We start from the raw sequence: 25,889 nt of genomic DNA on the forward strand, positions 1-25,889 counted from the left end.
GTGGAGCAGTCAGGTAGCTCGTCGGGCTCATAACCCGAAGGTCGTAGGTTCAAATCCTGCCCCCGCAATTGCTTTTATTTTTTAAAGCATACATTTGCATAAAGCAAAAACGAATTGGTTTGGTAGTTCAGCTGGTTAGAATGCCTGCCTGTCACGCAGGAGGTCGCGGGTTCGAGTCCCGTCCAGACCGTTTTTGGCTCGGTAGCTCAGTTGGTAGAGCAATGGATTGAAGCTCCATGTGTCGGCAGTTCGATTCTGTCCCGCGCCATCCAAGAAAAATTTGCGGGTGTAGTTTAGTGGTAAAACCACAGCCTTCCAAGCTGTTGTCGCGAGTTCGATTCTCGTCACCCGCTTTTTTCTTATTTGGGGCCTATAGCTCAGCTGGTTAGAGCGCACGCCTGATAAGCGTGAGGTCGATGGTTCGAGTCCATTTAGGCCCATTTATTTCTTGGGGAAGTACTCAAGTGGCTGAAGAGGCGCCCCTGCTAAGGGTGTAGGTCGGGAAACCGGCGCGAGGGTTCAAATCCCTCCTTCTCCGTTTTTTCTTTTTAATGGCCCGTTGGTCAAGCGGTTAAGACACCGCCCTTTCACGGCGGTAACACGGGTTCGAGTCCCGTACGGGTCATAGTGAAGCATACAAACATTGTTTGTATGCTTTTTTTATTTTTATTACAAAAAAATGTCGTTGAAAGCGTTGACATTTGTTGTAAATATGTTATTCTTTGGATGTAGGGATAAGTAAATAGATGGATAGTGATTGTTTAAAGACAAGCTAAACCTAATTTTTTCATGAAGCGACAGATGTGTCGTTCTTTTTGAAGAAATTGGGTTTTTCTTTTTTCAACGAAACACAAAGGAGGTGGGGCATTGATTATTCACAAAATTTTGAACAATAATGTGGTTATTACATTAGATGATGATAAACGAGAGCAAATTGTTATGGGCAAAGGAATTGCTTTTAAGAAACGCATTGGTGATTGGGTTACTGATGAAAGCATCGATCAAGTTTTTTATTTAGCCAATCAAGAAACATCACTTAAGTTTCAAGAATTGTTAGGAAATATTCCTTTAGAGATGATGAAACTCTCGGATGACATTATTGTTTATGCAAAATCAACGTTGAAAAAGAGTTTGAATGATACCATTTATATTTCTCTGACGGATCATTTGTACACAGCTTTAGAAAGAAAAAAACAAGGAATTGCAATTAAGAATTTATTATTATGGGATATTAAACGTTTTTTTCCTGAAGAGTACGAAGTAGGAGTAAATGCTTTAAAAATGGTACAAAAGCGCGTAGGAATGGAATTGTCAACGGATGAGGCAGGTTTTATCGCATTGCACTTGGTGAATGCGGAGATGGAGGAAGAAGTCGGTAATATTTACGAATTGACAAAGTTGATGCAAGAGATTACAAATATCGTCAAATACTATTTTAAGGTAAGTTTTGATGAAGACTCTGTCTACTTTTATCGATTTAGCACACATTTAAAATTTTTCTGTTATCGCTTATTACACCAACGTGAAGTTGTCGAAAATGATGATGAAGAACTGTATGCGGTAATTAAAAAGAAATATCTCAACGCCTATCGTTGCGTGGAAAAGATCAGCTTGTATTTAAATGAGAACTATGACTATCAAGTTTCAAATGAAGAACGCTTGTACCTAACGATTCACATTGCACGAATTGTACAAACAACGGAACAATAAACGCACCACTTTGGATAGTGACATTCAGTTGGCTAAACCTTCAAATGAAAATAAATTTTTGGAGGAAAAAAAGATGGGAAAATATCATGAACTAGCAGAAAAAATTGTAAAAAATGTCGGTGGGCAAGAGAATATTAATAGTTTGACACATTGTATCACACGTCTTCGCTTCAAATTAAAAGATGAGAGTCAAGCGAATGATGATGTCTTAAAAAATATGGACGGTGTGGTAACTGTTATGAAAAGCGGCGGACAATACCAAGTCGTTATTGGGAACCATGTTCCAGCCGTTTACGAAGAAGTAGTTAGTATTGCAGGCTTGTCAGGAGAACGTGAAGAAGAAGCTTCCAGTGGGAATTTATTTGATCGCTTAATAGATATTTTAAGTGGTTGTTTCCAACCCTTTTTAGGGGCGTTAGCAGCGGCTGGGATGGTCAAAGGGTTAAATGCCTTATTGGTTTTCTTAAAGCTCTATACGGCTACGTCAGGGACTTATACCATGTTAAATGGGATTGGCGATGCAATTTTCTACTTTATGCCAGTTATTTTAGGTTATACAGCAGCTAAAAAATTCCGGTTGCATCCAATGGTAGGGATCGTGATTGGCGCAGCTTTATGTTACCCAACGATTCAAGGAAGTGCATTACAAACGGCCTTTGAAACAACAGCGGGTGCGGGAGCCGCAGCACCGTATAATTTATTCGGTTTACCTGCCTATAATACCTTTATGGGGATCCCTTGGGTCGGTGCGAACTATACAAGTAGTGTCGTACCAATCATCTTCATTATTGCTTTTGCGGCACAAGTTCAAAAAGTGTTTAAACGGATTATTCCAGAAGTTGTTCAAACGTTCTTAGTACCGTTTTTCGTCTTGTTGATTGCCTTACCAATTGGTTTCTTAGTAATTGGGCCAATCGTTAGCATGCTAACAGATTTATTAAGCGCTGGCTTTACAGCATTAATGAGTTTCTCACCAGCTTTGTATGGTTTGATTCTTGGCTTCTTCTGGCAAGTCTTAGTTATTTTTGGTTTACATTGGAGCGTTGTGCCATTAGCCATTATGCAAGTGACACAAGAAGGTTCAAGCCAAGTATTAACGGGATCATTTGCAGCTAGTTTTGCGCAAACAGCGGTTGTTTTAGCGATGTTCTTCAAATTGAAAGATAAAAAGTTAAAAGCTTTGTGTCCGCCAGCAATTATCTCTGGTATTTTTGGTGTAACAGAGCCAGCAATTTATGGAATCACTTTACCAAAAAAATGGCCATTTATTTATTCAATGATTGGTGGCGCTGTCGGTGGTTTATATTTGATGATCAACAATGTGACAGCTTATACAATGGGTGGTTTAGGAATTTTCGGTGTGCTAAACTTTATCAATGGTGATGATGCAAGTGGGATGATCCAGTCCTTTATTGCAATTGCCATTGCAGCGGTCGTTGGTTTTGGTCTAACATTCTTCTTCTGGAAAGACAATACAGTTGAGGAAGAAGAAGTGATTATTGATAAAACAACGATTAAAAAAGAAAATATTACAAGTCCAGTCAAAGGACGAGTGTTATCTTTAAAAAATGCAGAGGATCCTGCTTTTGCGAATGGAGCATTAGGAAATGGGGTCGTGATTGAACCAACGGAAGGTAAAGTGGTTGCACCCTTTGATGGAACGATTGTCACACTATTCCCAACAAAACATGCATTAGGTTTGATTTCAGATAACGGCACAGAATTATTGATTCATATTGGGATTGATACAGTTCAATTAGAAGGCGAAGGCTTTGAAGCTTTTGTAAAACAAGGTGACCGCGTGAAAAAAGGTCAAACATTAGTAACCTTTGATTTAGAAGGAATTAAAAAAGCTGGGTTTAGTACACAAATTCCAATCGTTGTGACGAATACAGCGGATTATTTAGATATTTTGGAAGTCGGCAGTAATGAAGTTTCAACAAGTGATGATTTGCTGACCGCTTTAATATAAAAAGATGTGGAGGAAGAGAATTTATGGCATTTAGAAAAGACTTTTTATGGGGTGGCGCAACAGCAGCCAATCAATGTGAAGGTGGCTATAACGAAGGCGGACGCGGTTTGGCAAACGTCGATTTAGCGCCAACGGGTCCAGATCGTTTTCCAGTAATCACTGGTGAAAAGAAAATGTTTAACTTTGATGAAGAACATTTCTATCCTGCACAAGAGGCAATTGATATGTATCATCGCTATAAAGAAGATATCGCCTTATTTGGTGAAATGGGTTTTAAAACATACCGTTTATCCATTGCTTGGAGTCGAATTTTTCCAATGGGAGATGAAACAGAGCCGAATGAAGAAGGCTTGAAGTTCTATGAAGACTTGTTCAAAGAATGTCATAAATATGGGATTGAGCCACTAGTAACGATTACACACTTTGACTGCCCAATGCACTTAGTGAAAGAATATGGCGCTTGGCGTAGTCGTAAGTTAGTAGGTTTCTATGAAAATCTTTGCCGTGTAATTTTCAACCGATATAAAGGATTAGTCAAATATTGGTTAACATTTAACGAAATTAATATGATTTTACATGCACCATTTATGGGAGCAGGTCTATACTTTGAAGAAGGCGAAAACAAAGAACAAGTGAAATACCAAGCGGCCCATCATGAACTACTAGCAAGTGCAATTGCGACAAAAATTGCTCATGAGGTAGATCCTGAAAACCAAGTAGGTTGTATGTTAGCGGCTGGTTCCAACTACGCTTATACTTGTAAACCAGAAGATGTTTTCGCTGCTCGACAAGCAGATCGTGAAAATTATTTCTTTATTGATGTCCAATCACGTGGGGAATACCCTGCGTATGCTTTAAAAGAAATGGCCCGTAAAGGTATTCAAATTGAAATGGAAGAAGGCGACGAAGAACTTTTAAAAGAACATACGGTGGACTTCATTTCGTTCTCTTATTATTCTTCTCGTGTCACATCAACAGATCCAGAAATTAATGAGCAAACAGCTGGTAACATCTTTGCCTCTGTGAGAAATCCTTATTTAAAAGCCAGTGAATGGGGTTGGCAAATTGATCCGCTTGGTTTGAGAATTACGATGAATGATTTATATGATCGTTATCAAAAACCACTATTCATTGTTGAAAATGGCTTAGGAGCGGTAGACACACCAGACGAAAATGGTTATGTAGTCGATGATTATCGTATCGATTATTTGGCGGCGCATATTCAAGCGATGAAAGATGCCGTTGAACAAGATGGTGTCGACTTGTTAGGCTATACGACTTGGGGCTGTATTGATTTAGTATCAGCTGGAACTGGTGAAATGAAAAAACGCTATGGCTTTATCTATGTGGATCGCGATAACGAAGGAAATGGTACGTTAAAACGAAGCAAGAAGAAATCGTTTGATTGGTACAAAAAAGTAATCGCAACAAATGGTGAAGATTTAAGTAATTAATAAAATTAGCAACTATTAAAGGGCGTTTGACGTTGGTAGAAAAAACAAGGACTCTTCTGCCAGCGTCAATTCCCTTGATGGTTTCTTTGTTATGCCTAAAAACAGAGGGAAAGAGGGATTTTATGGGATTTCCAGAAAATTTTTTATGGGGCGGCGCAACAGCTGCTAACCAATATGAAGGTGGCTACCTTTCAGGAGGCAAAGGTCTGAGTACATTAGATGCAATTACTGGTGGTAGTCAAACAGAACCGCGACGGATTACGTATTTAACTAAAGAGGGCCAAAAAGCTTCGTGTACGCGCGATCAAGCATTACCCGAAGGAGCGATTGGCTATATCGATGAAGAATTATACTATCCTAGTCATGTAGCGACGGACTTTTACCATCATTACGAAGAAGATATCGCCTTATTTGCAGAAATGGGTTTCAAATGTTTTCGGCTGTCTATCGCCTGGAGCCGGATTTGCCCAAATGGAACAAAAGAGATTAATGAAGAAGGCTTAGCCTTTTATGATAAAGTTTTTGATACTTTGCTGCGCCATGGAATTGAGCCTGTTGTGACGATTAACCATTTTGATATTCCGATGTATTTGGCCGATGAATATGATGGTTGGAAAAATCGTGAAGTGATTGATTTCTTTGTTTTCTTTTGCGAAACCATTTTTACACGTTACCAGGATAAAGTGAAGTATTGGATGACTTTTAATGAAATTAATTTTTTAAGAAGTTGGACGCAAATTGGGATTCACAATAATGATAAACAAAGTAAATATCAAGCAGCGCATCATCTATTTGTAGCAAGTGCGAAAGCCGTTGAATTAGGACATTCCATCAATCCAGATTTCCAGATTGGTATGATGGTGGCTTATATCCCGAGTTATCCTTTGTCCTGCAAACCTGAGGACGTGATGGCAGCTGTTCAATTTAACCGAGAGCAAGAATTTTATATGGATGTCCAGGCTAAGGGCTATTATCCAGCGCATAAGCTCAAAGAATTTGAGCGTGAAGGAATGACAATTCAAATGGAGTCAGAGGATTTAGCGATTATTCAAAAAGGAACAGTTGATTATATCGGGTTTAGTTATTATATGTCGACCGTTTCGACTGCTTATCCAGAAGAAGTAAAATATGTCGGAGGCAACCAAATGCCTGCGGTTAAAAATCCTTATTTGCAAGAATCTGAATGGGGCTGGGCTGTCGATCCTTTAGGGTTAAGAATTTCATTGTGTCAGTTGTCAGATCGTTACAATATGCCATTGTTTGTGGTTGAAAACGGGTTTGGCGCGGTAGACACATTGCAAGAGGATGGCTCGATTGTCGACGATTACCGCATTGATTATTTTAAACAACATATTGAAGCCATGAGAACCGCAATAGAAGAAGACGGGGTTAACTTAATTGGTTATACGCCATGGGGTTGTATTGACTTAGTTTCAGCAGGGACTGGCGAAATGAAAAAACGTTACGGCTTTATCTATGTAGATATGGATGACGAAGGTCAGGGAACCTTGAAACGAACTAAGAAAAAATCATTTAATTGGTACAAACAAGTTATCGCTAGTAATGGTGAAAACTTAACAACTGAGTAGAAAATGAGGGGAAATAAAAAATGAAAAAACGATTGACGATTGTGGGGATGCTTTTTCTGGCCATTTTAGTAATGGTTGGTTGTGGTAAAAATCAGCAAGCAACGACAAAAGAAAAAGAGACAAAACCTGAAGAACTAACTCTTTACATTGTGCGCCATGGAAAAACTATGTTAAATACGACGGACCGCGTACAAGGATGGTCAGATGCGGTCTTAACACCAGAAGGTGAAAAAGTTGTGACCGCAACTGGAATTGGCCTGAAAGATGTTGCCTTTCAAAATGCATATAGTAGTGATAGTGGCCGCGCCTTGCAAACTGCTCAACTTATTTTAGATCAAAATAAAGCAGGCAAAGACCTTGAAGTCGTGCGTGACCCAGATTTACGTGAATTTAATTTTGGTAGCTATGAAGGGGATTTAAACAAGACAATGTGGCAGGATATTGCTGATGATCAAGGTGTTTCCTTAGAAGAATTTATGAAAAACATGACCCCTGAATCCTTTGCCAACAGTGTAGCTAAACTGGATCAACAGCGCGAGGAAAGCAAGAATAACTGGCCTGCAGAAGACTATGCTACAATTACCAAACGTTTGAAAAAAGGCTTAGATAAAATTGTTGCCACAGAATCAGCCAATCCCGGGAATGGCAATGTTTTAGTGGTCTCTCATGGCTTGAGTATTTCAGCGTTGTTAGCAACTTTATTTGATGATTTTAAAGTCCCAGAAGGCGGGTTGAAGAATGCTAGTGTTACAACGATTCATTACAAAAATGGCGAGTATACTTTGGATAAAGTCAATGATGTCAGCTACTTAGAAGTAGGCAAAAAAGAATCAAAATAATCTAAGGCGTCGAGAAACAGTCTAGTTAGGAGTTGGTGGAGCAAGAAAAGGGTTGCTCCACCAACTCCTATTGTTTTTTTATTAAAAGTGAAGGCTTACCTCATCACATTTTTAAATAGAAGTGGTTCGAGCTCAAAAACGATTTATCGCATGACTATGCTGACTAGATTTTGGACCGTTTTTATACTAACTGAATAAAAGCATGTTCTGATGGGGTATTTTTACATTTATATTAAGTGAAAATTAGAAATTATTTTTTTAATTAGTGAATCAACTATTAAATAAATAGCATGAAAACATTGTGACATGTATCTGTTAAAAACCAGTCCTTTTTATGACTATTGTTGTTTTAGTTAATGAAATAGGTTGTTATTTATTATCTAAATTGTATAAGGCTGTTACTATGCTTGCTTATATTAGTAATGTGTTCCTATAAAATAGAATAATAGCTATGTCTATTTAAAATAGTGTATGCTACTATTTTTTACAACAGACAAATTTATGAAAGTAAGACTGTTTGTTGAAAAATAATTTATATATTAATGAAAAAGTTTAAGAAAGTGTATTGATGGTTTCAAGTGAAGCGATATAATTAATTTCATTAGAGAGAAGTGGTAGAATGGCGAGAAAGCAATGGTTTATTGTTAAGTCAATGTTACTATCATTCCTTATTTTGGGAGTCCTTTCCTTCATTTTCAAAGAATATATTTTTGAAAATGTTGGTTTATTGAGGGCTTCGTTAGCTCTGATAGTATTTTTCATTGGCGAGTATATCTATTTAGACTATACTTTATCAAATAACAGGGCTTTATTGATCTGTTCGGTGTTGATATTTCTGCTTTCAGCTTCATTGTTATTTTAATAAGGGAAGTGTAGGAAAAATAAATGATGATTTGAGACGGTTATTATCAGCTACTTAGAAGCAGGCGAAAAAGAGACAAAATAATCCCTGGCGTCGAGAAACAGTCTATTTAGGAGTTGGTGGAGCAAGAAAAGGGTTGCTCCACCAACTCCTATTGTTGTGTTCTTTTTTTATTAAAGGTAGAATCAGAAAGAAGAATTTTTTCATTGGGAGGAAATGAGATGAAAAATAGAACAAAATCACGCTGGAAAAAAATTGTCCTAGGACTGGGGCTTTTTTTAGTAATCTTAGTCATCGGCCTGACTATTTTTATTAAAAATAGTACGTATCAAGCGACCGATTCGGCCTTAAAAATAAGTCAAAGTGCCACGCAAGAAAAAAACTATGATTATTACACAAACGGGCAAAAAAATGATACAGCACTGATTTTTTATCCAGGTGCATTGGTTGCGCCCGCTAGTTATAGTGAATGGGCGCAAGAAGTTGCTACGAAAGGTTATGATGTCTATATTGTTCATTTTCCTTTGAATTTAGCGGTTCTTGCACCAAATGCTGCAGAACAAATTATAAAGGATCATCCACAACAAAACTTCGTTGTGGCTGGGCATTCTCTGGGTGGTGTGATGGCTAGTCGTTTTGTAGCGGAAAATGAGCAACGAATCAAAGGCATGATTTATTTAGCCAGCTATCCTGACGAAAAAGGTGCACTAAACAAGCAAAATCTGCCGGTTCTGTCAATAACAGCCACAAACGATGGTGTTTTAAATTGGACTAGCTATCAAAAAGCCAAACAGTTTTTGCCAAAAGATACGCAGTATGTATCTATCGAAGGTGGGAATCATGCAGGGTTTGGTAATTACGGTGTCCAAAAAGGAGACAACAAAGCGACAATTTCTAATGAGCAACAGCAAACAGAAATCAGTCAATTGATTGTAGCGTGGCTACAATCACGCCCCAATAAATAATCCGATGAGCCGAAATGTTATTTTTTCGGCTCATTTTTACTGCGATAAACAGAGGGGGTTACGCCTGTTTCTTTTTTAAAAGTGGTGGCAAAATATGCTGCGGTTTGGAAGCCAACTTTTTTCGCGATTTGTTGAATCGTAAGGGGTGAATGGAGAAGCAATTCTTGGGCTTGCCTAATTCGGACACTTGTTAAATAAGCTGACGGGGTTTGTTTTGTCTGTTCCTTAAAGGTTCGCTGCAAATGAAAGGGACTACCGTGGCAGGCTTGCGCTAAATAGTCTAAACTTAATGGTTCCGCTGAATGCCGATCAATAAATTGCTTAATTTGAGCAACCCATTCCTCGTTAGGAACGACTTGCCCGGTTGGTTGACATCTTTTACATGGACGAAAACCAAGTGTTAAAGCTTCCTGAGCCGTTTTGAAGATCAGAACGTGGTTCTTGTTGGGCACACGGGAAGGGCACGAAGGACGACAAAAAATTTTCGTTGTGGTCACACCATAAAAAAAATCACCATCAAATTGCGTATTATTATTTTGAATGGCTTCCCAACGTTTCTGAGTAAGTCGATACGTTGTTTTCATTGTAAGCACACCTCCCGTTTTCTTCATTGTAAAAGAATCCCTAATAAAAACAAGTAAAAAGTGATAGGAGCGCAAGATTTTGAAAGCCAAAAGAATTATAATGAAGATAAGAAAACACGAGAAAGAAGTGTAGACATATGGTAAAAAAGATTTATTATGCGCAACAAGAATGGCAGAACGATCACTATTATCTTGGTGTGACAGACGCTGGACTAGCTTTTGTAGGTTCAGCCAATCAATCGATAGAAGAGCTGAAAAACTGGTACCCTCAAGCACAATTAGAAGCTTCTGAAAAGAAAACTGCGCCTTATAAAGAAGCATTAATAAGTTATCTTAACCAACATTCGACAACGTTTGCTTGCCCCATAGACATCGAAGGAACGCCCTTTCAAAAAGAAGTTTGGCAGGCGTTGCAAGAAATACCTTATGGTGAGACAATGACCTATCAAGAAATTTCAGAAAAAATTGGGCGTCCACGTGCGGTTCGAGCAGTTGGCACAGCGATTGGGAAAAATCCTTTATTAATGGTCATTCCTTGCCATCGAGTCATCGGCAGCAAGGGACAATTAACCGGTTACCGTGGTGGTTTAGCAATGAAACAAGCATTATTAACATTTGAACAGTCTTAAAAGGAGGCGGCGATGAACAACTATCAATGGTATACAGAACAATGGGGAAAACCTACAAGAGAGGATGATTTGCTGTTTTTATTGTTGACGGTGGGTGTTTTTCAAGTTGGTTTAAGTTGGAAAGCAGCAGCAGGGAAAAAAGTAGCATTCATGAAAAATTTTTGCCAAATGAAGCCGGAAAAAGTTGCCGCGCTGTTGCCTGACGAAGTCGATCGAATAGTAGCTGATCCAGATATGATTCGCAATCGGCGCAAAATTGAAGCAACCATTAAAAATGCGCAAGCAATTTTAAAAGTACAAGAAGAATTTGGCAGTTTTGCCAATTATCTATGGCAATTTGTAAAAAACGTCCCCGTTTTATCTATTTATGAAGAAGCATACCAAGTCCCACGCACACAGCTTTTATCAGATAACGTAGCAAAAGACTTAAAAAAGAGAGGATTTTCTTTTGTAGGTCCGATTGTCACCAATATGTTTCTGAAAGCTAGCGGGATTATCCAAGTGGAAATTTTAAATCCAGAATAAAGGAGTGTTAGGATGTTTGAAAATGAATCTCTTAGTTTTGAAGAACAAACAATTATTCAAGCAGCAGAGCGTTATGTTCAACAAGAATTAGCCAACGAAGCAAGTGGCCATGATTGGTGGCATATTTATCGAGTGACACAATTAGCAAAAACAATTGCAGAGAAAGAACAAGCAAATTTATTTTTATGTATATTAACAGCATTGTTACATGATATTGGCGATGAAAAATTTAACGAAAGTGAAGAGGCTGGCTTGCTAAAGGTGCAACAATGGTTGGAAGCAAATAACGTATCAACAGGGCAAACGAATCACATCCTTTCCATTATTGCTAATATGTCCTTTAAAGGAGGAAATACTGGGAAAACAGTCACTACATTAGAAGGAAAAGTGGTCCAGGATGCGGATCGACTAGATGCCATCGGCGCAATTGGAATTGCACGGGTGATGGCTTATTCGGGAAATAAAGGCCGTTTAATTCACGATCCTCACAAACAACCTCGTGAACAGTTAACCCAAGAAGAATACCGGAATGGGGAAGATACTGCTATTATGCATTTTTATGAGAAACTTTTAAAGTTAAAGGAACAAATGAATACAAATTATGGTCGCTTATTGGCGGAAAAGCGTCATCAATTTATGGAACTTTATCTGGAGGAATTTTATCAAGAGTGGGATGGACACCGATAAATGAGGGCCAACTAAAACAGTCAGTACATTTCTTTTTGAATTTTAAGAGAACTCTTTTTTACAAATACCTCAGAAGTGGTAAAATGATGGATGAATAAACGGGTGGTTTATCTTAGTTTTACGTTACATATAGGAGGTAATTATGGAGACAAAAAAATCGAGTGGCATGTTTGCAGTTATTGCCGCACTGATTGCGAATATTTTAGTAGCGATTAGTAAATTTGTTGGTTTTGCTTTAAGTGGTAGTACCGCTATGATGAATGAAAGTATCCACAGTGTCGTGGACTGTAGTAATCAGGTGTTATTACTTTTTGGGAATAAGCGCGCTTCTCGTGGACAAAGTGCGTTACATCAATTTGGAGAAGGCCGTGCAAAATACTTTTTTAGTACAATTGTTGCAACGATGCTCTTTTTTGGTGGGGGCGCGTTAGGCGTAATGGAGGCTATTCAGAAGTTACTGCATCCCTCTCATGAAGTAGAAAATGTGGCTATTGTCATTGGTATTTTAATTTTTGGTTTGCTTGTGGAAGGTAGCTCTTTGCGTGTAGCGATGAAAGAAATCAAAGAATTGAATACAGAGAAGTTATCGCTCTTAAAATTTTTGCGAGAAAGTCGTCACAGTGAAATTTTAATTATTTTTACGGAAGACTTTTGTGCGGTTATTGGTTTGTGTTTAGCTTTGGTGGGAACCCTTTTAACAATGGTAACTGGGATTGCTGCATTTGATGCTATCAGTGGTTTACTGATTGGTTTACTATTAATGTGTGCAGCCATTTTCTTAGCGAAAGAATTTTATAGTTTGATTATTGGCGAAAGTGTGACCGCTACAGATTTAGCAAAAATTAAAACCGCATTTGATCGGGCGGATGTTGAAAAACTAATTGATGTAAAGACCGTTCATTTAGGCCCAACTGAAATTTTAGTAGCGGCAAAAATTGATGTGGTAGAACCAATGGAAGAAGATGCACCTGATGTTGTGAATGCGATTGAACGAGACATTCGCAGTAAAATGCCTGATAAAAAAATCTATATCTATATTGAAGTTGACGATTATGATGTGAATTACGTTCGTAAATAACAAATGAAAGAATAACTTTAAAAAACAATATGGGGGAAGAAACGATGCAAGAGGCAATTATAACAAGTACAGTAGATTTAACCAGTGGTGGTTGTAACGCCTGTGGTTTAGTGGAAGATACCGTCTACACATTAGCAATGAATGGAGTGGACATTCCGTTAGATGGCTTGACAGTTGCTCATCTAGTTTCTGCTGTTGTTGCCAGAAATGGATTTAAACAGGAGCTACAAATGGATATACTAGATGACGAATATATCCTTTATCGAAAAGAAGACACAGCAGTAACCTTTAAAGAAGCGTACAATCATTTAAGCTACGATAACGGTTCTGAAAAAATCCAATCTAAAAATAAACTGGAAGATTTACCAGAACTTTTTGAACAAGTCAATCAAATTCTAACAACTGTTTTTGGAATTGAAACTGTCAATTTTATTATAGAATAAAGTAAAAAATAGAACAGAAATTGGACAATCAATGAGTGAAAGAGATTGTCCAATCTCTGTTTTTTAATGTATAAATAGAAAATAAAGACAAAAAATGATTAAGTTAAGTGAACGCCTTTATCGACATAAATGATGTCACCGACCACACCACTAGCTAGTTCACTGACTAAAAAGGCACAAGTGTTTCCGACTTCTTCAATGGTTACACCTGTTTTATCTGGTGTCCGCTCATTAGAAATACTAATCAATTGATCGTAGTCTTTTACACCAGTCACAGCCAATGTTTTAATCGCTCCTGCGGAGATTCCGTTGACACGAACTTTATCTGCAGCTAATTCAAAAGCTAAATATTTCACGGCAGTTTCTAAAGATGCTTTAGCAATCCCCATCATATTATAGTTAGGAATCGCACGTTCGGAACCTAAATACGTCAATGTGACAATTCCTGAACCAGGATTTAACAAAGGTTTCGCATAATGAGTGACTGCTAAAAGAGAGTAGCTACTAATATCTTGTGCTAATAGGAAACCATCACGAGTGATGTCACTAACGTTTCCAGATAATTCTTCTTTTTTGGCAAAAGCAATCGCATGGACTAGTCCATCGATTGTGCCCACTTCGTTTTTAATTGTTTCAAAGGCTGCTTGAATGGACGCATCAGAAGCAACATCGCACTCCACCAACAAATCATTTTCATCTGCTAATTTAACCACTTGCTTTTTCATGCGTTCGTTTTGATACGTATAAATAACATTGGCCCCTTGATCTTTTAATGCTTTTGCACAGCCCCAAGCAATACTTTTTTTGTTGGCAACACCCATTACGACGACATTCTTATTTTGTAAAAACATATAAAATCTCCTTTAATAAAAAATTTTTGTTGATAGAATAGGCTTTTCTTCATCAAAATGTAAAAGTTACATTTATTGAGTTGACGAATAAAATTTCAACTGGTATTATCTGTGTGAGAATGATAACAAAATCTTCTCAATTTTCTAATCTTGAAAAAAACAGACATTTTTCCTGATGTCTGAATTATTAACCAAAATACTTTGAAAGTCAAACTATTTTTCTTATTTTTTAAGAAAAAGTGCTGGAAACCGTATGAAATAATAGTTTGATAATCAAAATAAACTCGGAGGTACAGTATGAAAAGAGTGGTCATAACCGGCATGGGTGCCGTAACACCATTAGGCAATACGGTAAAAGAATTTTGGCATAATCTAGTGGATGGCAAGCTAGGAATTGGCAAAATTACTAAATTTGATTCTGAAGATACTGGGGTGGCTTTGGCTGGTGAAGTAAAAGAGTTTGACCCAAGTGCTGTTTTAGAACGCAAAGAGCAAAAAAGAATGGACTTATTTTCTCAATATGGCTTGGTCGCTGCTTTAGAAGCGTGGAAAATGAGTGGTTTAACAGAAGCAACGATTGACCCGACTCGTTTAGGTGTGATTGTCGGTAGTGGGATTGGCGGGATGACTACCTTACAAGACCAAGTACGGGTAATGGATAAAAAAGGCGCAAAACGCGTAACACCATTTTTCGTGCCCATGGTAATTGCTAATATGGCAGCGGGAAATATTTCGATTCGTCTAGGTGCAAAAGGACCTTCTCAAACTATCGTGACTGCTTGTGCTTCTGCGACGAATGCGATTGGTGAAGCTTTTCGCACGATTAAATATGGTTTAGCGGACATGATGGTAACTGGGGGGACAGAAGCCACAGTATGTGAAATTGGGATTGCAGGCTTTGCAGCATTGAATGCTTTAAATACAACAGAAGATGCGACTCGGGCTTCGATTCCTTTTGATAAAGAACGAAAAGGTTTTGTGATGGGTGAAGGCGCAGGAATGCTGGTTTTAGAAGAACTCGAGCATGCACAGAAACGTGGCGCAACTATCTACGGTGAAATTGTTGGCTATGGCAGCAACTGTGATGCTAGCCACATGACCGCTCCTTTAAAAGACGGTAGTGGCGCGGCGGCTGCGATGGAAATGGCGATTGCAGAAGCAGGGATTACACCGGAACAAATTGGGTATATCAATGCTCATGGTACGTCAACCCCAGCGAATGATGCTGCGGAAACAACGGCCATCAAGCGTGTCTTTGGTGAGCGAGCATCGCAAATTCCAATTTCAAGTACAAAGAGTATGACTGGACATTTATTGGGCGCGGCTGGCGGTATCGAAGCGATTGCTTGTGTGCAAACATTGCAAGAAGGAAAAGCTCATCCGACAGTAGGCTACCAAGTAGCTGATCCAGATTGTGATTTAGATTATGTCACAGAAGGTGCACGTGACATTACAGCGGACTATACAATTAGTAATTCGTTTGGCTTTGGTGGCCATAATGGTGTAATTTGCTTGAAGAAATGGGAGGAAAACTAGTATGAAAAAAGTAATGACTGCAACAGAAATTATGGAAATGATTCCTAATCGCTATCCGATTTGTTATATTGATTATGTGGATGAAATTATTCCAAATGAAAAGATTATTGCAACAAAAAATGTGACAATTAACGAAGAATTTTTCCAAGGACATTTCCCTGGAAATCCAACAATGCCAGGCGTTTTGATTATTGAAGCATTGGCACAAGTAGGTTCGATTTTAATCTTAAAAATGGATCAATTTGAAGGTGAAACAGCCTATATTGGCGGTATCAACAAAGCCAAATTCCGTCAAAAAGTGGTCCCTGGTGATGTCTTGAAATTACATTTTGAAATCGTCAAATTACGTGACTTTGTCGGCATCGGCAAAGCGACTGCTTACGTGGAAGATAAAAAGGTCTGCGAATGTGAATTGACGTTTATTGTGGGACGATAAAAAGATAATTAGAAAGAGCAAGCGGTGAAGGCTTGCTCTTTTTTTGTTCTGGTATGATAAAATAAATTTATGGTAGAAAAAAATTCAAGACGGAGGCGTAAGATGAAAAAGAAGTTATTTTTTAATGGAATACTTATCATTTTTTTAACAGGTTGTGCACCGAAAGTAGAAGATGCGGGAATAACTCATACACAGATAACATCAACTATTTCTAGTGTATCTAGTAATATAAATAGTACAGAATCAAGTGATAACTTAACTGACAATGGGCAAGATATTTCTTCAGATGAAGTGAATTCAGCAAATGAAGACTTAAATATCGAAGCAATCAACAATGGTGATTTTACAACTTTGGCGGGGATTTGGCAAAATGGAAATGGTCAAGTATTAGTGATTAACCAAGATGGCACGACAGAAGATGGTCAAATAATTACAGGTGTTCCTCAATCTGATGTAACTAGCAAGATCCCCTATGCAAATATTAGAAGTGGACAGACTGGAGCGGCACTTGGACTTTATAAAATTGGATTTAGCAATCCTGATGGTGATCAGTCAGATACTACTAAACCACGGATATTGATAGCTCAAAATGCTGGAAATTACTCTGCCGAATTCTATTATTATCGTCAGCAATAGTGTATAAATAACACTAACACAAAAAAACATGCTGAAAGTCAAAGAACATGCTATAATCATAAAAAGCTTACGTGAAGGTGGTAAGCTTATGAGTAAAACAATTTACAGGAGGGTTTTTCTTTTGGATATTTCAGTAGAGTTTTCGGGACATAAATTGGCGAATGTGTTAATGAACGCATCAGGCATTCATTGTATGACAATTAAGGAAATGGATGAGTTAGCGGCTTCTCAAGCAGGTGCTTTTGTCGCTAAGACGGCAACACCTAATCCTCGTCAGGGCAATGAGGAACCTCGGTATTTTGATACACCATTAGGAAGTATTAACTCAATGGGCTTGCCTAATTTAGGGATTGATTATTATTTAGATTATCAGATTGCACGTCAAAAGGAATTTCCCGAGGAGTTATGCTTTTTATCTGTATCTGGTATGAATTATGAGGAAAATATCGCTATTTTAAAAAAAGTGCAAGAAAGTGAATACACAGGAGTGACAGAATTTAATTTGTCTTGTCCCAATTTGCCTGGTAAACCGCAAATTGCTTATGATTTTGAATTAACAGAAAAGCTTTTAACAGAAGTTTTCCAATTTTTTACTAAACCATTAGGTGTAAAATTACCCCCATTTTTTGATATTGCACATTTTGACGCAATGGCTGAAATTTTAAATAAATTCCCTTTAGTATACGTGAATAGTATTAATAGCATCGGTAATGGTTTATATATTGACAGTGACAAGGAAGAAGTGGTCATTAAACCAAAAGGAGGTTTCGGTGGACTGGGCGGCGAATATGTCAAACCAACAGCGTTAGCCAATGTTCGTGCGTTTGCGCAACGTTTGAAACCAGAAATCAAAATTATTGGAACGGGCGGTATTACATGCGGAAAAGATGTTTTTGAGCATCTTTTATGTGGTGCGACATTAGTACAAGTTGGCACACAATTGCATCAAGAAGGTCCACAAGTTTTTGAACGTCTAGCCAAAGAATTACAAGAAGTCATGGCAGCAAAAGGTTATGAAAGTATTGAAGAATTTCGTGGGAAATTGAAAGAGATGTAACAAAAAACCGTCAAGAAAATTTCTTGACGGTTTTTTTGTTATTTCACAGCCTTAACATTTTCCATAAAGGCTTCCAAATATTCAGGTTGTGTTAATTGTTGGTTACAGGTGTCGCTATCATGGCAAATGTAATTGCCTTTTTTCGTGTAGGTTCCGTCGCCGCCTGATTTGGTGGTAGCTAGGAACATAGACACATTCGTGATTGTTTGACAGATGGAGCAAACACCTTTAACAATGGTGGGTGAAAGGGTGCCGTGGACGCCGATTAATTTATTTTCTCGATAAGCTAAGATAAATTTTTTCTGAGTCCCAGCGTCGTTCCAACCGACATAGGTATTGTTCCGTAAATCCATGTTTTCCCACTCAGGAATCTTTAACTTTTTCACTTTGCGAAAGACTTTCGTGACTTGTGGTGTTGAAGGTTCTTTAAAGGGCAGCACGGTTTCTTTTAATTCATCTAAATATTTTTCAGCACGTGCGCGTGTTAAACGACGATCCATCACTTTGTCCAACAAAATCGTAACAGCAGGGTGTTCTTCTGGAAATAACCCATTGATTTTTTCGACACATAGGGCCTGGACAGTTTTGACAGTCGTAGCATCGTTAACAGACGTATAGGTGTTTAGTAACACAGCGACTTGTTCTTTAATTATGTTAAATTGGTAAGGTTGAATAGTTGGGTTCATGATTTTAAATTCCTTTCAAATAGACCGAGTACATACGCTGAAAGGCAATTTGTCTCACCAACGTATGTTTAGTGACAGACAACCTCATGTGTTTTTGATAAAGATAGCGTTTGACGTATCATATCATCACCCCCTTTAATGATTGATTTTTTCTATGTAAAAAGTGAAAATAATTGATGAAAGCTTGGTAATTCTAACGCAATTCAAGAAAAAAGGCAAGTTAAACTCGTTTTATTTCCCAATTCAATGTCTGGGGAGTGATAAACTTCTAAAAAAGATACGTGATTTCCTAGATTAATCCTAGGTTATTTGCTACAATAATGAAGAATTAACCAGAGAAAAGGAGAAATTACAATGATTGCAGCAAGCGATTTAAAAGCCGGTATGACTTTTGAGCAAGACGGCAAATTAATTAAAGTAATGGAAGCTAGCCACCACAAACCAGGTAAAGGTAACACGGTTATGCGTATGAAATTAAAAGATGTTCGTACGGGTTCAACAACAGATACAACAATGCGCCCAGATGAAAAAGTGAAAAAAGCGCACATCGATACAAAACCGGTTCAATATTTATACAGCCAAGATGATATGGCTATTTTCATGGATTTAGAAACATATGAACAATATGAAGTACCAACTGCTTTAATTGAAGAAGAACTAAAATATTTATTAGAAAATATGGAAGTAAAAATTCAATTTTATGGTGAAGAAGTCATTGGTTTAACTTTACCAACAACGGTAATCTTACGTGTTGCTGAAACACAACCTTCAATCAAAGGCGCAACAGTAACTGGTTCTGGTAAACCCGCTACAATGGAAACAGGATTAGTTGTTAACGTTCCAGATTTTGTTGAAGCAGACGAATTATTAGAAATCAATACTGCGGAAGGTACGTATTTAAAACGTGCTAAATAAGTAGCAGAAAAACAGAAGGCTAGCCTTCTGTTTTTTTTGGTCTATTAATTCTTTTACCTATAAGAAAACCATTGGTGTGATAGGAAATAGCAATCGTTAGAATCGTTGACACTAGAAAATGGGAAATGGTATAGTTTGGTCAACACATGACGAAGGAGGAAATCAACCATGACGAAAAAACAAGCTAGCCTTTTTTTAGAAACGGAAAGCTGTTGTTGTATGGTGCAAAATAGTGCAGCATACTCTTTTGTGATGGGGAAAACCTCCGTTATTTCTGAAAAATTGCCTAACACGATTCCTCTCTGAATCTAGACAACCAGAAATAAACAAAAAAGGTGCTGATGCGATCAGCACCTTTTTGTTTTATGTACATGTATTAGAAGGAGGAATTCGCTATGATTGTTCAGTCAATTTTAGACACAATCGGAGCAACACCATTATTTGAATTTACAAGTGAACAATATCCTATGCCAGAAGGCACTAAAATTTATGCGAAGCTAGAATATTTGAATCCAGGTGGCAGTGTCAAAGATCGGCTTGGTGTGCATCTTCTCAAAGAAGCAATGAAAACGGGAAAGATAAATCAAGCCACAACAATTATTGAACCGACAGCGGGGAATACAGGGATTGGCCTGGCATTAGCAGCCAGTCAACTGGGCCTCAAGACAATCTTTGTTGTGCCAGAAAAATTTAGTCAGGAAAAACAACAGCTGATGCAAGCGTTAGGTGCTAAAATTGTCCCTTCGCCAACAGAGCAAGGGATTGTCGGAGCGATAACTAGTGCCCAAGACTTAGCCAAGGAAATTCCTAATAGTTACGTGCCGTTACAATTTGAAAATCCGGATAATCCTGCTGCTTACTACGAAGGATTAGGACCTGAAATTGTTCAAGACCTAGGCGGAAAGATTACTAGCTTTGTCGCAGGTTTAGGCAGTGGTGGAACGTTTGCAGGTGTTGGCAGATATCTCAAAGAACAAAATAGTAAGACGCAATTATGGGGCGTGGAGCCAGAAGGTTCAATTTTAAATGGCGGACCTGCACACGGACATGAAATCGAAGGCATTGGCGTGGAGTTCGTGCCGCCTTTTCTTAAACAGATTCCTGTGGACGGCTTTTATACCATTTCAGACGAGGATGGTTTTTTCTGGGTCAAACAATTAGCCAAGAAAAGCGCTTTGCTGGTGGGAAGCTCCAGCGGCGCAGCGTTTGCGGCGGCATTAAGAGAGGCGCGCCGCTTACCAGCAGGCAGCACAATTGTAACTATTTTTCCTGACGGTAGTGACCGTTATTTATCAAAAAATATTTATTCTTAGGAGGAAAACTTTTATGAAATTCAATACCAAATTAATTCATGGCGGCATTAGCAAAGACGCAACAACAGGTGCAGTGAGTGTTCCTATTTATCAAACGTCAACCTTTGAACAAAATGGCGTGGGCCAGCCAAAAGAATATGAATATTCTCGTTCAGGTAATCCCACACGTCACGCGTTAGAAACCTTAATCGCTGAGTTAGAAGGTGGGAGCCATGGCTTTGCGTTTAGCTCAGGCTTAGCTGGTATCCATGCAATCATTTCTATGTTTGGACCCGAAGATCATATTTTATTAGGTGATGATGTCTATGGGGGGAGTTTCCGTTTATTGGATAAAGTATTTGTAGCAAATGGGTTAAGCTACACGATTGTAAACGCCAGCGACTTATCAACAATTGAAGCCGCAATTCAGCCAAATACAAAAGCCTTGTTTTTGGAAACACCAAGTAATCCACTGTTAAAAATTACAGATATTGAAGCGGCGGCTAAGCTTGCTAAAAAACATCAGTTGTTAACCATTGTCGATAATACGTTTGCGACGCCTTATTTTCAACGGCCGTTAGCGTTAGGTGCTGATATTGTGGTTCACAGCGGGACAAAATATTTAGGGGGCCATAGTGATGTAGTCTCTGGTTTAGTCGTAACGAATCATCCAGAAAGCGCAGAAAAGATTGCCTTTTTACAAAATGCGATTGGTGCTGTTTTAGGACCACATGATAGTTGGTTGGTCCAACGTAGTTTAAAAACATTAGGCGTCCGGATGGCAGCGCATGCCCAAAATGCTCAAAAAATCGCAGAATTTTTAGAAGCGCATCCAGCTGTAGCAACGGTGTATTATCCAGGACTAGCGAGTCATCCTGGTCACGAAATTGCGCAAAAACAGATGTCGGGATTTAGTGGCATGATTTCTTTTGAATTAGCCAAGGATGAGCAAGTCGTTCCTTTCGTAGAAGCGTTGGAAATTTTTACTTTAGCGGAAAGTTTAGGTGGCGTAGAAAGTTTAATTGAAGTACCTGCCATTATGACTCACGCATCTATTCCCAAAGAAAATCGTGAAGCTGTGGGAATTAAAGATGGACTCATTCGTTTATCTGTAGGAATTGAAGCAGTCGAAGATTTATTGGCTGATTTAGAAAAGGGATTACAAGCATAAACAAAAGGCCCTCGTCTTTAGACGAAGGCCTTTTGTTTATAATTCTTCTCCATTCGTAGCAATCACTTGTTGATACCAAGCAAACGATTTTTTCTTTCGCCGTTCCAACGTTCCGTGACCATCGTTGTCCTTATCTACATAAATGAAGCCATACCTTTTCTTCATTTCGCCTGTACTAGCGCTCACTAAATCGATGAATCCCCAAGGTGTATAGCCCATCAAATCAATGCCGTCATACGCAACGGCTTCTTTCATCATCTCGATATGTTCACGTAAATAAGCGATTCGGTAAGTGTCGTTAATCGTTCCGTCTGGTTCTAGCTCATCAATAGCACCAAAGCCATTTTCAACAATAAAGAGTGGTAATTCATACCGATCATTGAACCAATTCATTGCATAGCGTAAGCCCATAGGATCGATTTGCCAACCCCAATCAGATGTTGCTACATAAGGATTTCGCACCAAGTCTTTTGCTTCATTGTAGTCAAAAGTAGGGGCCTTTTCTGCACCTTTCACAGCAAACGACATGTAATAGCTAAAGCCAATATAATCAACACAGCCATTAGCCAAATCAGTTAAATCTTCTTCTGTGACATCTAATGAAATGTTTTTTCGTTTCAAATAGCATTGAATTGCACTTGGATAATGACCGCGGACATGAACATCGGTAAACCAATAACGTTTTTGCATTGCGCTAACACTCATCATCATATCCTCAGGATTACAAGAATAAGGATAAATAGGCACCATCGCAATCATACAGCCAATTTGGAAGTCGGGATTGATAGCGTGGCCAATTTTCACTGCACGTGCGCTAGCGACTAGTTCATAATGAGCAGCCTGATACATAATTGCTTCGCGGTCTTCTCCTTCCTGGTAAGCAATACCAGAGTTAGTAAAAGGTGCAAAATCTTCTTCATAATTGGCTTGGTTGTTAATTTCGTTAAAGGTCATCCAATATTTGACTTTTTTCTGGTAACGAGTGAAACAGACTTCAGCAAATTTGACAAAAAAATCAATGACTTGGCGATTGCGAAAGCCGCCATATTTTGTGACTAAATGATAAGGCATTTCAAAGTGAGACAGTGTCACGACTGGCTCAATGCCATTTTTCAAACACTCGTCAAAAAGTGCATCATAAAAACGAAGGCCTTCTTCATTGGGCGTTTCTTCATCTCCGTTAGGAAAAATTCGTGTCCAAGCAATAGAGGTTCGGAAACAATTTAAACCAAGTTCTTTGAATAGTTGAATATCTTCTTGATAGCGATGGTAAAAATCAATCGCTTCATGGTTAGGATAGTGTTCATCTGGTAAAACGCCTGCGGTAATTTTACGAGGAACGCCATGTGCACCAGCAGTCATTACATCCGCCACGCTCACCCCTTTACCGCCTTGGTCCCAGCCTCCTTCTAATTGATGAGCAGCGACAGCGCCGCCCCAAAGAAAATCATTTTTCAAAATTGACATATCGTTTCAGTCCTTTGTTCAAATTTTTATACGTTTTGTGCTTCGACTTTTTCAAGGGTTTCTTCAGTAATTGGTTGATTGGTTTCTTCTGCGTAATTAAGTGCATCCATTTTTTTAGCAAACGGTAAATAGATAAAGAAACTCATCGTTAGTACCACTACTTGAAGCAACGCTGCTTGCCAACCACCAACTAAAAGTCCAGAAATGATTGGAGGAGTAGTCCAGGGAACTTGTACCGCAGTAAAGAGAGGAACCAGTCCTGTGTACAAGGCAAAATATGTCACAACAGAAGAAACAATCGGTGTGATAATGAATGGCACAGCCATGATTGGGTTCATCACGATAGGTGTAGCAAAGACAATTGGCTCGTTAATATTGAAAACAGCTGGCCCAATTGAAAGCCGACCTAATTGCTTGAACTGAGCTGATTTGGCAAAGAAAACCATGAACACGACTAACCCGATTGTCATGCCCGCACCAGTGACCGTTAAAAATTGATCTAAAAATTGTTGTGTAACAATATGGCCGCCATTAGCCAGTGTTAAGTCTTTTCCTGATTTCAAAATTTCGGTGTTTTCTAAAGAGTTTGCTTGTAAAATAGGGCCCATGATACCGCCAACGATTGTTGACCCGTGAACACCGAAAAACCAAAAGAGCGGAATGACAAAACCTAATAGTAATGCGCCACCTAGTGAATCTGTGACTCCTTGAAGTGGTGATTGTAGCACTTCGTAAATAAAGTCAAAGAATGTCGTATTGAAGACTTTATCTAGAAGAATGAAAATTAGCATTGCACCAGTTACAATGACGCTGGCAGGAATTAACGCAGTAAAGGAATTGGCCACATTTTCTGGTACAGCTTCTGGTAATTTGATACGAATATCATGACGTAAAAACCAACTATATACAACGCCGACTAACAAACCAACAATAATAGCTGTAATCATCCCTTTGCCAGCTGTCCAATCTTTGTTGATGACATTGCCAACTACTGCGCCAGAAACCGCATCTTTGACTTCAGATGACATAAACAAAATGAAAACTACCATGGCAATCATGCCCGCTGGGAGGCCTTCAAATCCCTCGCTTTTTACATATGAGTAGGCAATACCGATGACCGCAAATAACGACATAATCGCAAAAGATGCCCCATATGCTTGATTGAAATAAACAGCCAGACCGCTTGCGTTAACCCATTCAGAAATAGCTGTAACTGGGAAATTCGCTAATAGAAGAAACACGGAACCAACAATGGTAAAAGGCATCGTGTAAAGCATCCCGTTCCGTAAGGCAGTAATTGCTTTGGTATTGACGAATTTTAGTACTGGAGGTAATAATTTCTCGTTAATCCATTCGTTCATAAAAATCTCTCCTTTGAAGAATAATATAAATGCAAATGTATCCGTTTACATATTTACTATATAAGGTTATTTGAAGAAAAAATAGACTTTTGCTTGAATGAGAAACATGTACCAAGAAAAAAAACAAAAAAGCTCATACTGTTTTAGACAGCATGAGCTTTTGTGAAAAACAACTAGAAAGGTGTTTCATCTAGTTCCTTTAAAAGTTGACTTGCTTGATGAGCTAGGAGTTCAATTAAAGCAATGACAGGGATTTGAGTGGTTGTATTGACTGATTTATCTGCAAATGGAGAACGTTCGTCGGGCATATAATAGGAGATGTTGTAGTCAGCCAAGCGGGCAATAGTTGAATGTTGATTGTTGGTAATGCTTAGCACTTTGGCGCCAGCTGTTTTAAAATCGGTCATTTGTTTAATCATTTCATTGGTTTCCCCAGATACAGACAGAATCAAGGCTAATGTATTTTCAAATCCGCGCTTGGGGATAGGCGTAAAGGGATCAGCAATACTGTAAGAATTGATATTTAAGTTGGCAAAATAACGACTGCCATAACTACCTAAAATTCCGCTAGTACCAATGCCAGTAAAGGCAACGTGACGTGCTTGAACAATCATTTGGATTGCTGGACGAAGCATTTCGTAATAGGTTTCTTGGTTTAATTTTTTCAAAAAAGCATCGACGTGAACCGTGGCATCATAAAAATTTTCAAACGTTTGTGTTTGTTTGGCTTCTTCTTTCACTGCATATTTTAATTCGGAAAAACCAGCATAGCCCATTTTGTTACAAAATCGTAGAATCGTTGAGGTGGAGACATGACAGGAAGTAGCCAGTTGGCGAATGGTCTGTTGAGGGATTTGGTGCAGGTGTTCCAATACATAATGGTAAACGAGCATTTCTAATTCATTCAAGGTCTGAACCTTCTCTAAATCAAACAAAGTAATCCTCCTTTATATAAAAACTGAATATGTTATTTTTTTGTGTAAATCAAATAAACCAATTCTTATTTTTCTTGAAAAAAATGTAAAATAACTCAATAAAAAGTTTCTTATTTCCTATTTTACAAAAAGTAGCCCAATTATCCTAGTTTTTCTCTTTTTTCTTTTAAAAATAACAATGCGCACCCCTAGAGTTTTTTGTGAAAACA

General features: G+C 38.4%; 25 protein-coding genes and 7 tRNA genes (1 of these 32 running past the window's edge). 26 read left to right on the forward strand and 6 right to left on the reverse strand.

Going from position 1 to position 25,889, the window contains the following annotated elements; genetic code table 11:
- The 13 genes from IGL93_RS01155 to IGL93_RS01215 all read left to right on the forward strand — a co-directional run.
- Positions 1-68 (forward strand) — tRNA-Met (locus IGL93_RS01155) (it extends 6 nt beyond the left edge of the window).
- A 48-nt stretch (positions 69-116) separates the two neighbouring features.
- Positions 117-190, forward strand: a tRNA-Asp gene (locus IGL93_RS01160).
- Between the two features lie 5 nt (positions 191-195).
- A tRNA-Phe gene (locus IGL93_RS01165) sits at positions 196-268 on the forward strand.
- 14 nt (positions 269-282) lie between these two features.
- Positions 283-353, forward strand: a tRNA-Gly gene (locus IGL93_RS01170).
- Positions 354-366: 13 nt separating this feature from the next.
- Positions 367-440: transfer RNA gene (locus IGL93_RS01175), tRNA-Ile, on the forward strand.
- Positions 441-450: 10 nt separating this feature from the next.
- Positions 451-538, forward strand: a tRNA-Ser gene (locus IGL93_RS01180).
- A 15-nt stretch (positions 539-553) separates the two neighbouring features.
- Positions 554-625: transfer RNA gene (locus tag IGL93_RS01185), tRNA-Glu, on the forward strand.
- A gap of 242 nt (positions 626-867) precedes the next feature.
- Positions 868-1,710: a BglG family transcription antiterminator LicT gene (gene licT / locus IGL93_RS01190; protein WP_430600017.1), complete on the forward strand. Its 843-nt coding sequence runs from the start codon at positions 868-870 to the stop codon at positions 1,708-1,710.
- Positions 1,711-1,783: 73 nt separating this feature from the next.
- On the forward strand, positions 1,784-3,682 hold the full coding sequence (locus IGL93_RS01195) for a beta-glucoside-specific PTS transporter subunit IIABC (RefSeq protein ID WP_002358327.1): 1,899 nt from the start codon (positions 1,784-1,786) through the stop codon (positions 3,680-3,682).
- Positions 3,683-3,705: 23 nt separating this feature from the next.
- Positions 3,706-5,136, forward strand: coding sequence for a 6-phospho-beta-glucosidase (locus IGL93_RS01200; protein ID WP_010713615.1), 1,431 nt, complete (start codon positions 3,706-3,708; stop codon positions 5,134-5,136).
- Positions 5,137-5,258: 122 nt separating this feature from the next.
- Positions 5,259-6,725, forward strand: a complete 1,467-nt coding sequence (locus tag IGL93_RS01205) for a glycoside hydrolase family 1 protein (RefSeq protein WP_010713614.1) — start codon at positions 5,259-5,261, stop codon at positions 6,723-6,725.
- Between the two features lie 20 nt (positions 6,726-6,745).
- On the forward strand, positions 6,746-7,564 hold the full coding sequence (locus IGL93_RS01210) for a histidine phosphatase family protein (RefSeq protein ID WP_284954727.1): 819 nt from the start codon (positions 6,746-6,748) through the stop codon (positions 7,562-7,564).
- A 1,083-nt stretch (positions 7,565-8,647) separates the two neighbouring features.
- Positions 8,648-9,391 carry an alpha/beta hydrolase gene (locus IGL93_RS01215; protein WP_010775513.1) on the forward strand — a complete coding sequence of 248 codons (744 nt, stop codon included), beginning with the start codon at positions 8,648-8,650 and terminating at the stop codon, positions 9,389-9,391.
- 17 nt (positions 9,392-9,408) lie between these two features.
- Here IGL93_RS01215 and IGL93_RS01220 read toward each other — a convergent pair whose 3' ends face one another.
- A complete protein-coding gene (locus tag IGL93_RS01220; RefSeq protein WP_016627741.1) occupies positions 9,409-10,002 on the reverse strand; it encodes a bifunctional transcriptional activator/DNA repair enzyme AdaA in 594 nt (197 codons plus the stop codon).
- A 110-nt stretch (positions 10,003-10,112) separates the two neighbouring features.
- On the opposite strand from IGL93_RS01220, the gene IGL93_RS01225 reads away from it, so the two are divergent.
- From IGL93_RS01225 to IGL93_RS01245, 5 genes are all read left to right on the forward strand, one after another.
- On the forward strand, positions 10,113-10,604 hold the full coding sequence (locus IGL93_RS01225) for a methylated-DNA--[protein]-cysteine S-methyltransferase (RefSeq protein ID WP_002366052.1): 492 nt from the start codon (positions 10,113-10,115) through the stop codon (positions 10,602-10,604).
- A 12-nt stretch (positions 10,605-10,616) separates the two neighbouring features.
- Positions 10,617-11,129, forward strand: a complete 513-nt coding sequence (locus tag IGL93_RS01230) for a DNA-3-methyladenine glycosylase I (RefSeq protein ID WP_002355189.1) — start codon at positions 10,617-10,619, stop codon at positions 11,127-11,129.
- A gap of 12 nt (positions 11,130-11,141) precedes the next feature.
- Positions 11,142-11,816: an HD domain-containing protein gene (locus tag IGL93_RS01235; RefSeq protein WP_010713610.1), complete on the forward strand. Its 675-nt coding sequence runs from the start codon at positions 11,142-11,144 to the stop codon at positions 11,814-11,816.
- Between the two features lie 142 nt (positions 11,817-11,958).
- On the forward strand, positions 11,959-12,894 hold the full coding sequence (locus tag IGL93_RS01240) for a cation diffusion facilitator family transporter (RefSeq protein WP_002355191.1): 936 nt from the start codon (positions 11,959-11,961) through the stop codon (positions 12,892-12,894).
- 29 nt (positions 12,895-12,923) lie between these two features.
- Positions 12,924-13,337 carry a DUF4809 family protein gene (locus IGL93_RS01245; protein ID WP_025192079.1) on the forward strand — a complete coding sequence of 138 codons (414 nt, stop codon included), beginning with the start codon at positions 12,924-12,926 and terminating at the stop codon, positions 13,335-13,337.
- 98 nt (positions 13,338-13,435) lie between these two features.
- On the opposite strand, the gene fabI is transcribed toward IGL93_RS01245, so the two are convergent.
- Positions 13,436-14,188: an enoyl-ACP reductase FabI gene (gene fabI / locus IGL93_RS01250; protein ID WP_002355193.1), complete on the reverse strand. Its 753-nt coding sequence runs from the start codon at positions 14,186-14,188 to the stop codon at positions 13,436-13,438.
- A gap of 297 nt (positions 14,189-14,485) precedes the next feature.
- On the opposite strand from fabI, the gene fabF reads away from it, so the two are divergent.
- The 4 genes from fabF to IGL93_RS01270 all read left to right on the forward strand — a co-directional run bounded on the left by fabF (position 14,486) and on the right by IGL93_RS01270 (position 17,853).
- Entirely contained in the window at positions 14,486-15,724 is a 1,239-nt protein-coding gene (gene fabF, locus IGL93_RS01255; RefSeq protein ID WP_010775514.1) for a beta-ketoacyl-ACP synthase II, read from the forward strand.
- Between the two features lies 1 nt (position 15,725).
- On the forward strand, positions 15,726-16,160 hold the full coding sequence (gene fabZ / locus IGL93_RS01260; protein WP_002355197.1) for a 3-hydroxyacyl-ACP dehydratase FabZ: 435 nt from the start codon (positions 15,726-15,728) through the stop codon (positions 16,158-16,160).
- A 102-nt stretch (positions 16,161-16,262) separates the two neighbouring features.
- The gene (locus IGL93_RS01265; protein WP_010713607.1) at positions 16,263-16,796 is read left to right on the forward strand and encodes a DUF6287 domain-containing protein; all 534 of its coding nucleotides are present in this window, start codon (positions 16,263-16,265) and stop codon (positions 16,794-16,796) included.
- 88 nt (positions 16,797-16,884) lie between these two features.
- Positions 16,885-17,853, forward strand: coding sequence for a dihydroorotate oxidase (locus IGL93_RS01270; RefSeq protein WP_025192639.1), 969 nt, complete (start codon positions 16,885-16,887; stop codon positions 17,851-17,853).
- A gap of 38 nt (positions 17,854-17,891) precedes the next feature.
- Here IGL93_RS01270 and IGL93_RS01275 read toward each other — a convergent pair whose 3' ends face one another.
- A complete protein-coding gene (locus IGL93_RS01275; protein ID WP_002361142.1) occupies positions 17,892-18,539 on the reverse strand; it encodes a FusB/FusC family EF-G-binding protein in 648 nt (215 codons plus the stop codon).
- Positions 18,540-18,893: 354 nt separating this feature from the next.
- On the opposite strand from IGL93_RS01275, the gene efp reads away from it, so the two are divergent.
- The 4 genes from efp (at position 18,894) to IGL93_RS01295 (ending at position 21,917) form a co-directional block, all read left to right on the forward strand.
- Complete coding sequence (gene efp / locus IGL93_RS01280; protein WP_002355202.1) at positions 18,894-19,454, forward strand: elongation factor P; 561 nt, start codon at positions 18,894-18,896, stop codon at positions 19,452-19,454.
- Between the two features lie 168 nt (positions 19,455-19,622).
- Entirely contained in the window at positions 19,623-19,760 is a 138-nt protein-coding gene (locus IGL93_RS01285; RefSeq protein ID WP_002366057.1) for a hypothetical protein, read from the forward strand.
- Positions 19,761-19,849: 89 nt separating this feature from the next.
- A complete protein-coding gene (locus IGL93_RS01290; RefSeq protein ID WP_002361143.1) occupies positions 19,850-20,767 on the forward strand; it encodes a PLP-dependent cysteine synthase family protein in 918 nt (305 codons plus the stop codon).
- A 13-nt stretch (positions 20,768-20,780) separates the two neighbouring features.
- On the forward strand, positions 20,781-21,917 hold the full coding sequence (locus IGL93_RS01295; protein ID WP_010775516.1) for a cystathionine gamma-synthase: 1,137 nt from the start codon (positions 20,781-20,783) through the stop codon (positions 21,915-21,917).
- A gap of 36 nt (positions 21,918-21,953) precedes the next feature.
- On the opposite strand, the gene genA is transcribed toward IGL93_RS01295, so the two are convergent.
- From genA to genR, 3 genes are all read right to left on the reverse strand, one after another.
- The gene (gene genA, locus IGL93_RS01300; RefSeq protein ID WP_002355206.1) at positions 21,954-23,384 is read right to left on the reverse strand and encodes a 6-phospho-beta-glucosidase GenA; all 1,431 of its coding nucleotides are present in this window, start codon (positions 23,382-23,384) and stop codon (positions 21,954-21,956) included.
- A gap of 26 nt (positions 23,385-23,410) precedes the next feature.
- Entirely contained in the window at positions 23,411-24,745 is a 1,335-nt protein-coding gene (gene genB / locus IGL93_RS01305; RefSeq protein WP_002355207.1) for a PTS sugar transporter subunit IIC, read from the reverse strand.
- 173 nt (positions 24,746-24,918) lie between these two features.
- Positions 24,919-25,680 carry a MurR/RpiR family transcriptional regulator gene (genR, locus tag IGL93_RS01310; protein ID WP_002355208.1) on the reverse strand — a complete coding sequence of 254 codons (762 nt, stop codon included), beginning with the start codon at positions 25,678-25,680 and terminating at the stop codon, positions 24,919-24,921.
- Positions 25,681-25,889 lie beyond the last annotated feature (209 nt).

Source organism: Enterococcus sp. DIV1328a (assembly GCF_050536905.1).
In the GTDB taxonomy this organism is placed as follows: Bacteria; Bacillota; Bacilli; order Lactobacillales; family Enterococcaceae; genus Enterococcus; species Enterococcus faecalis.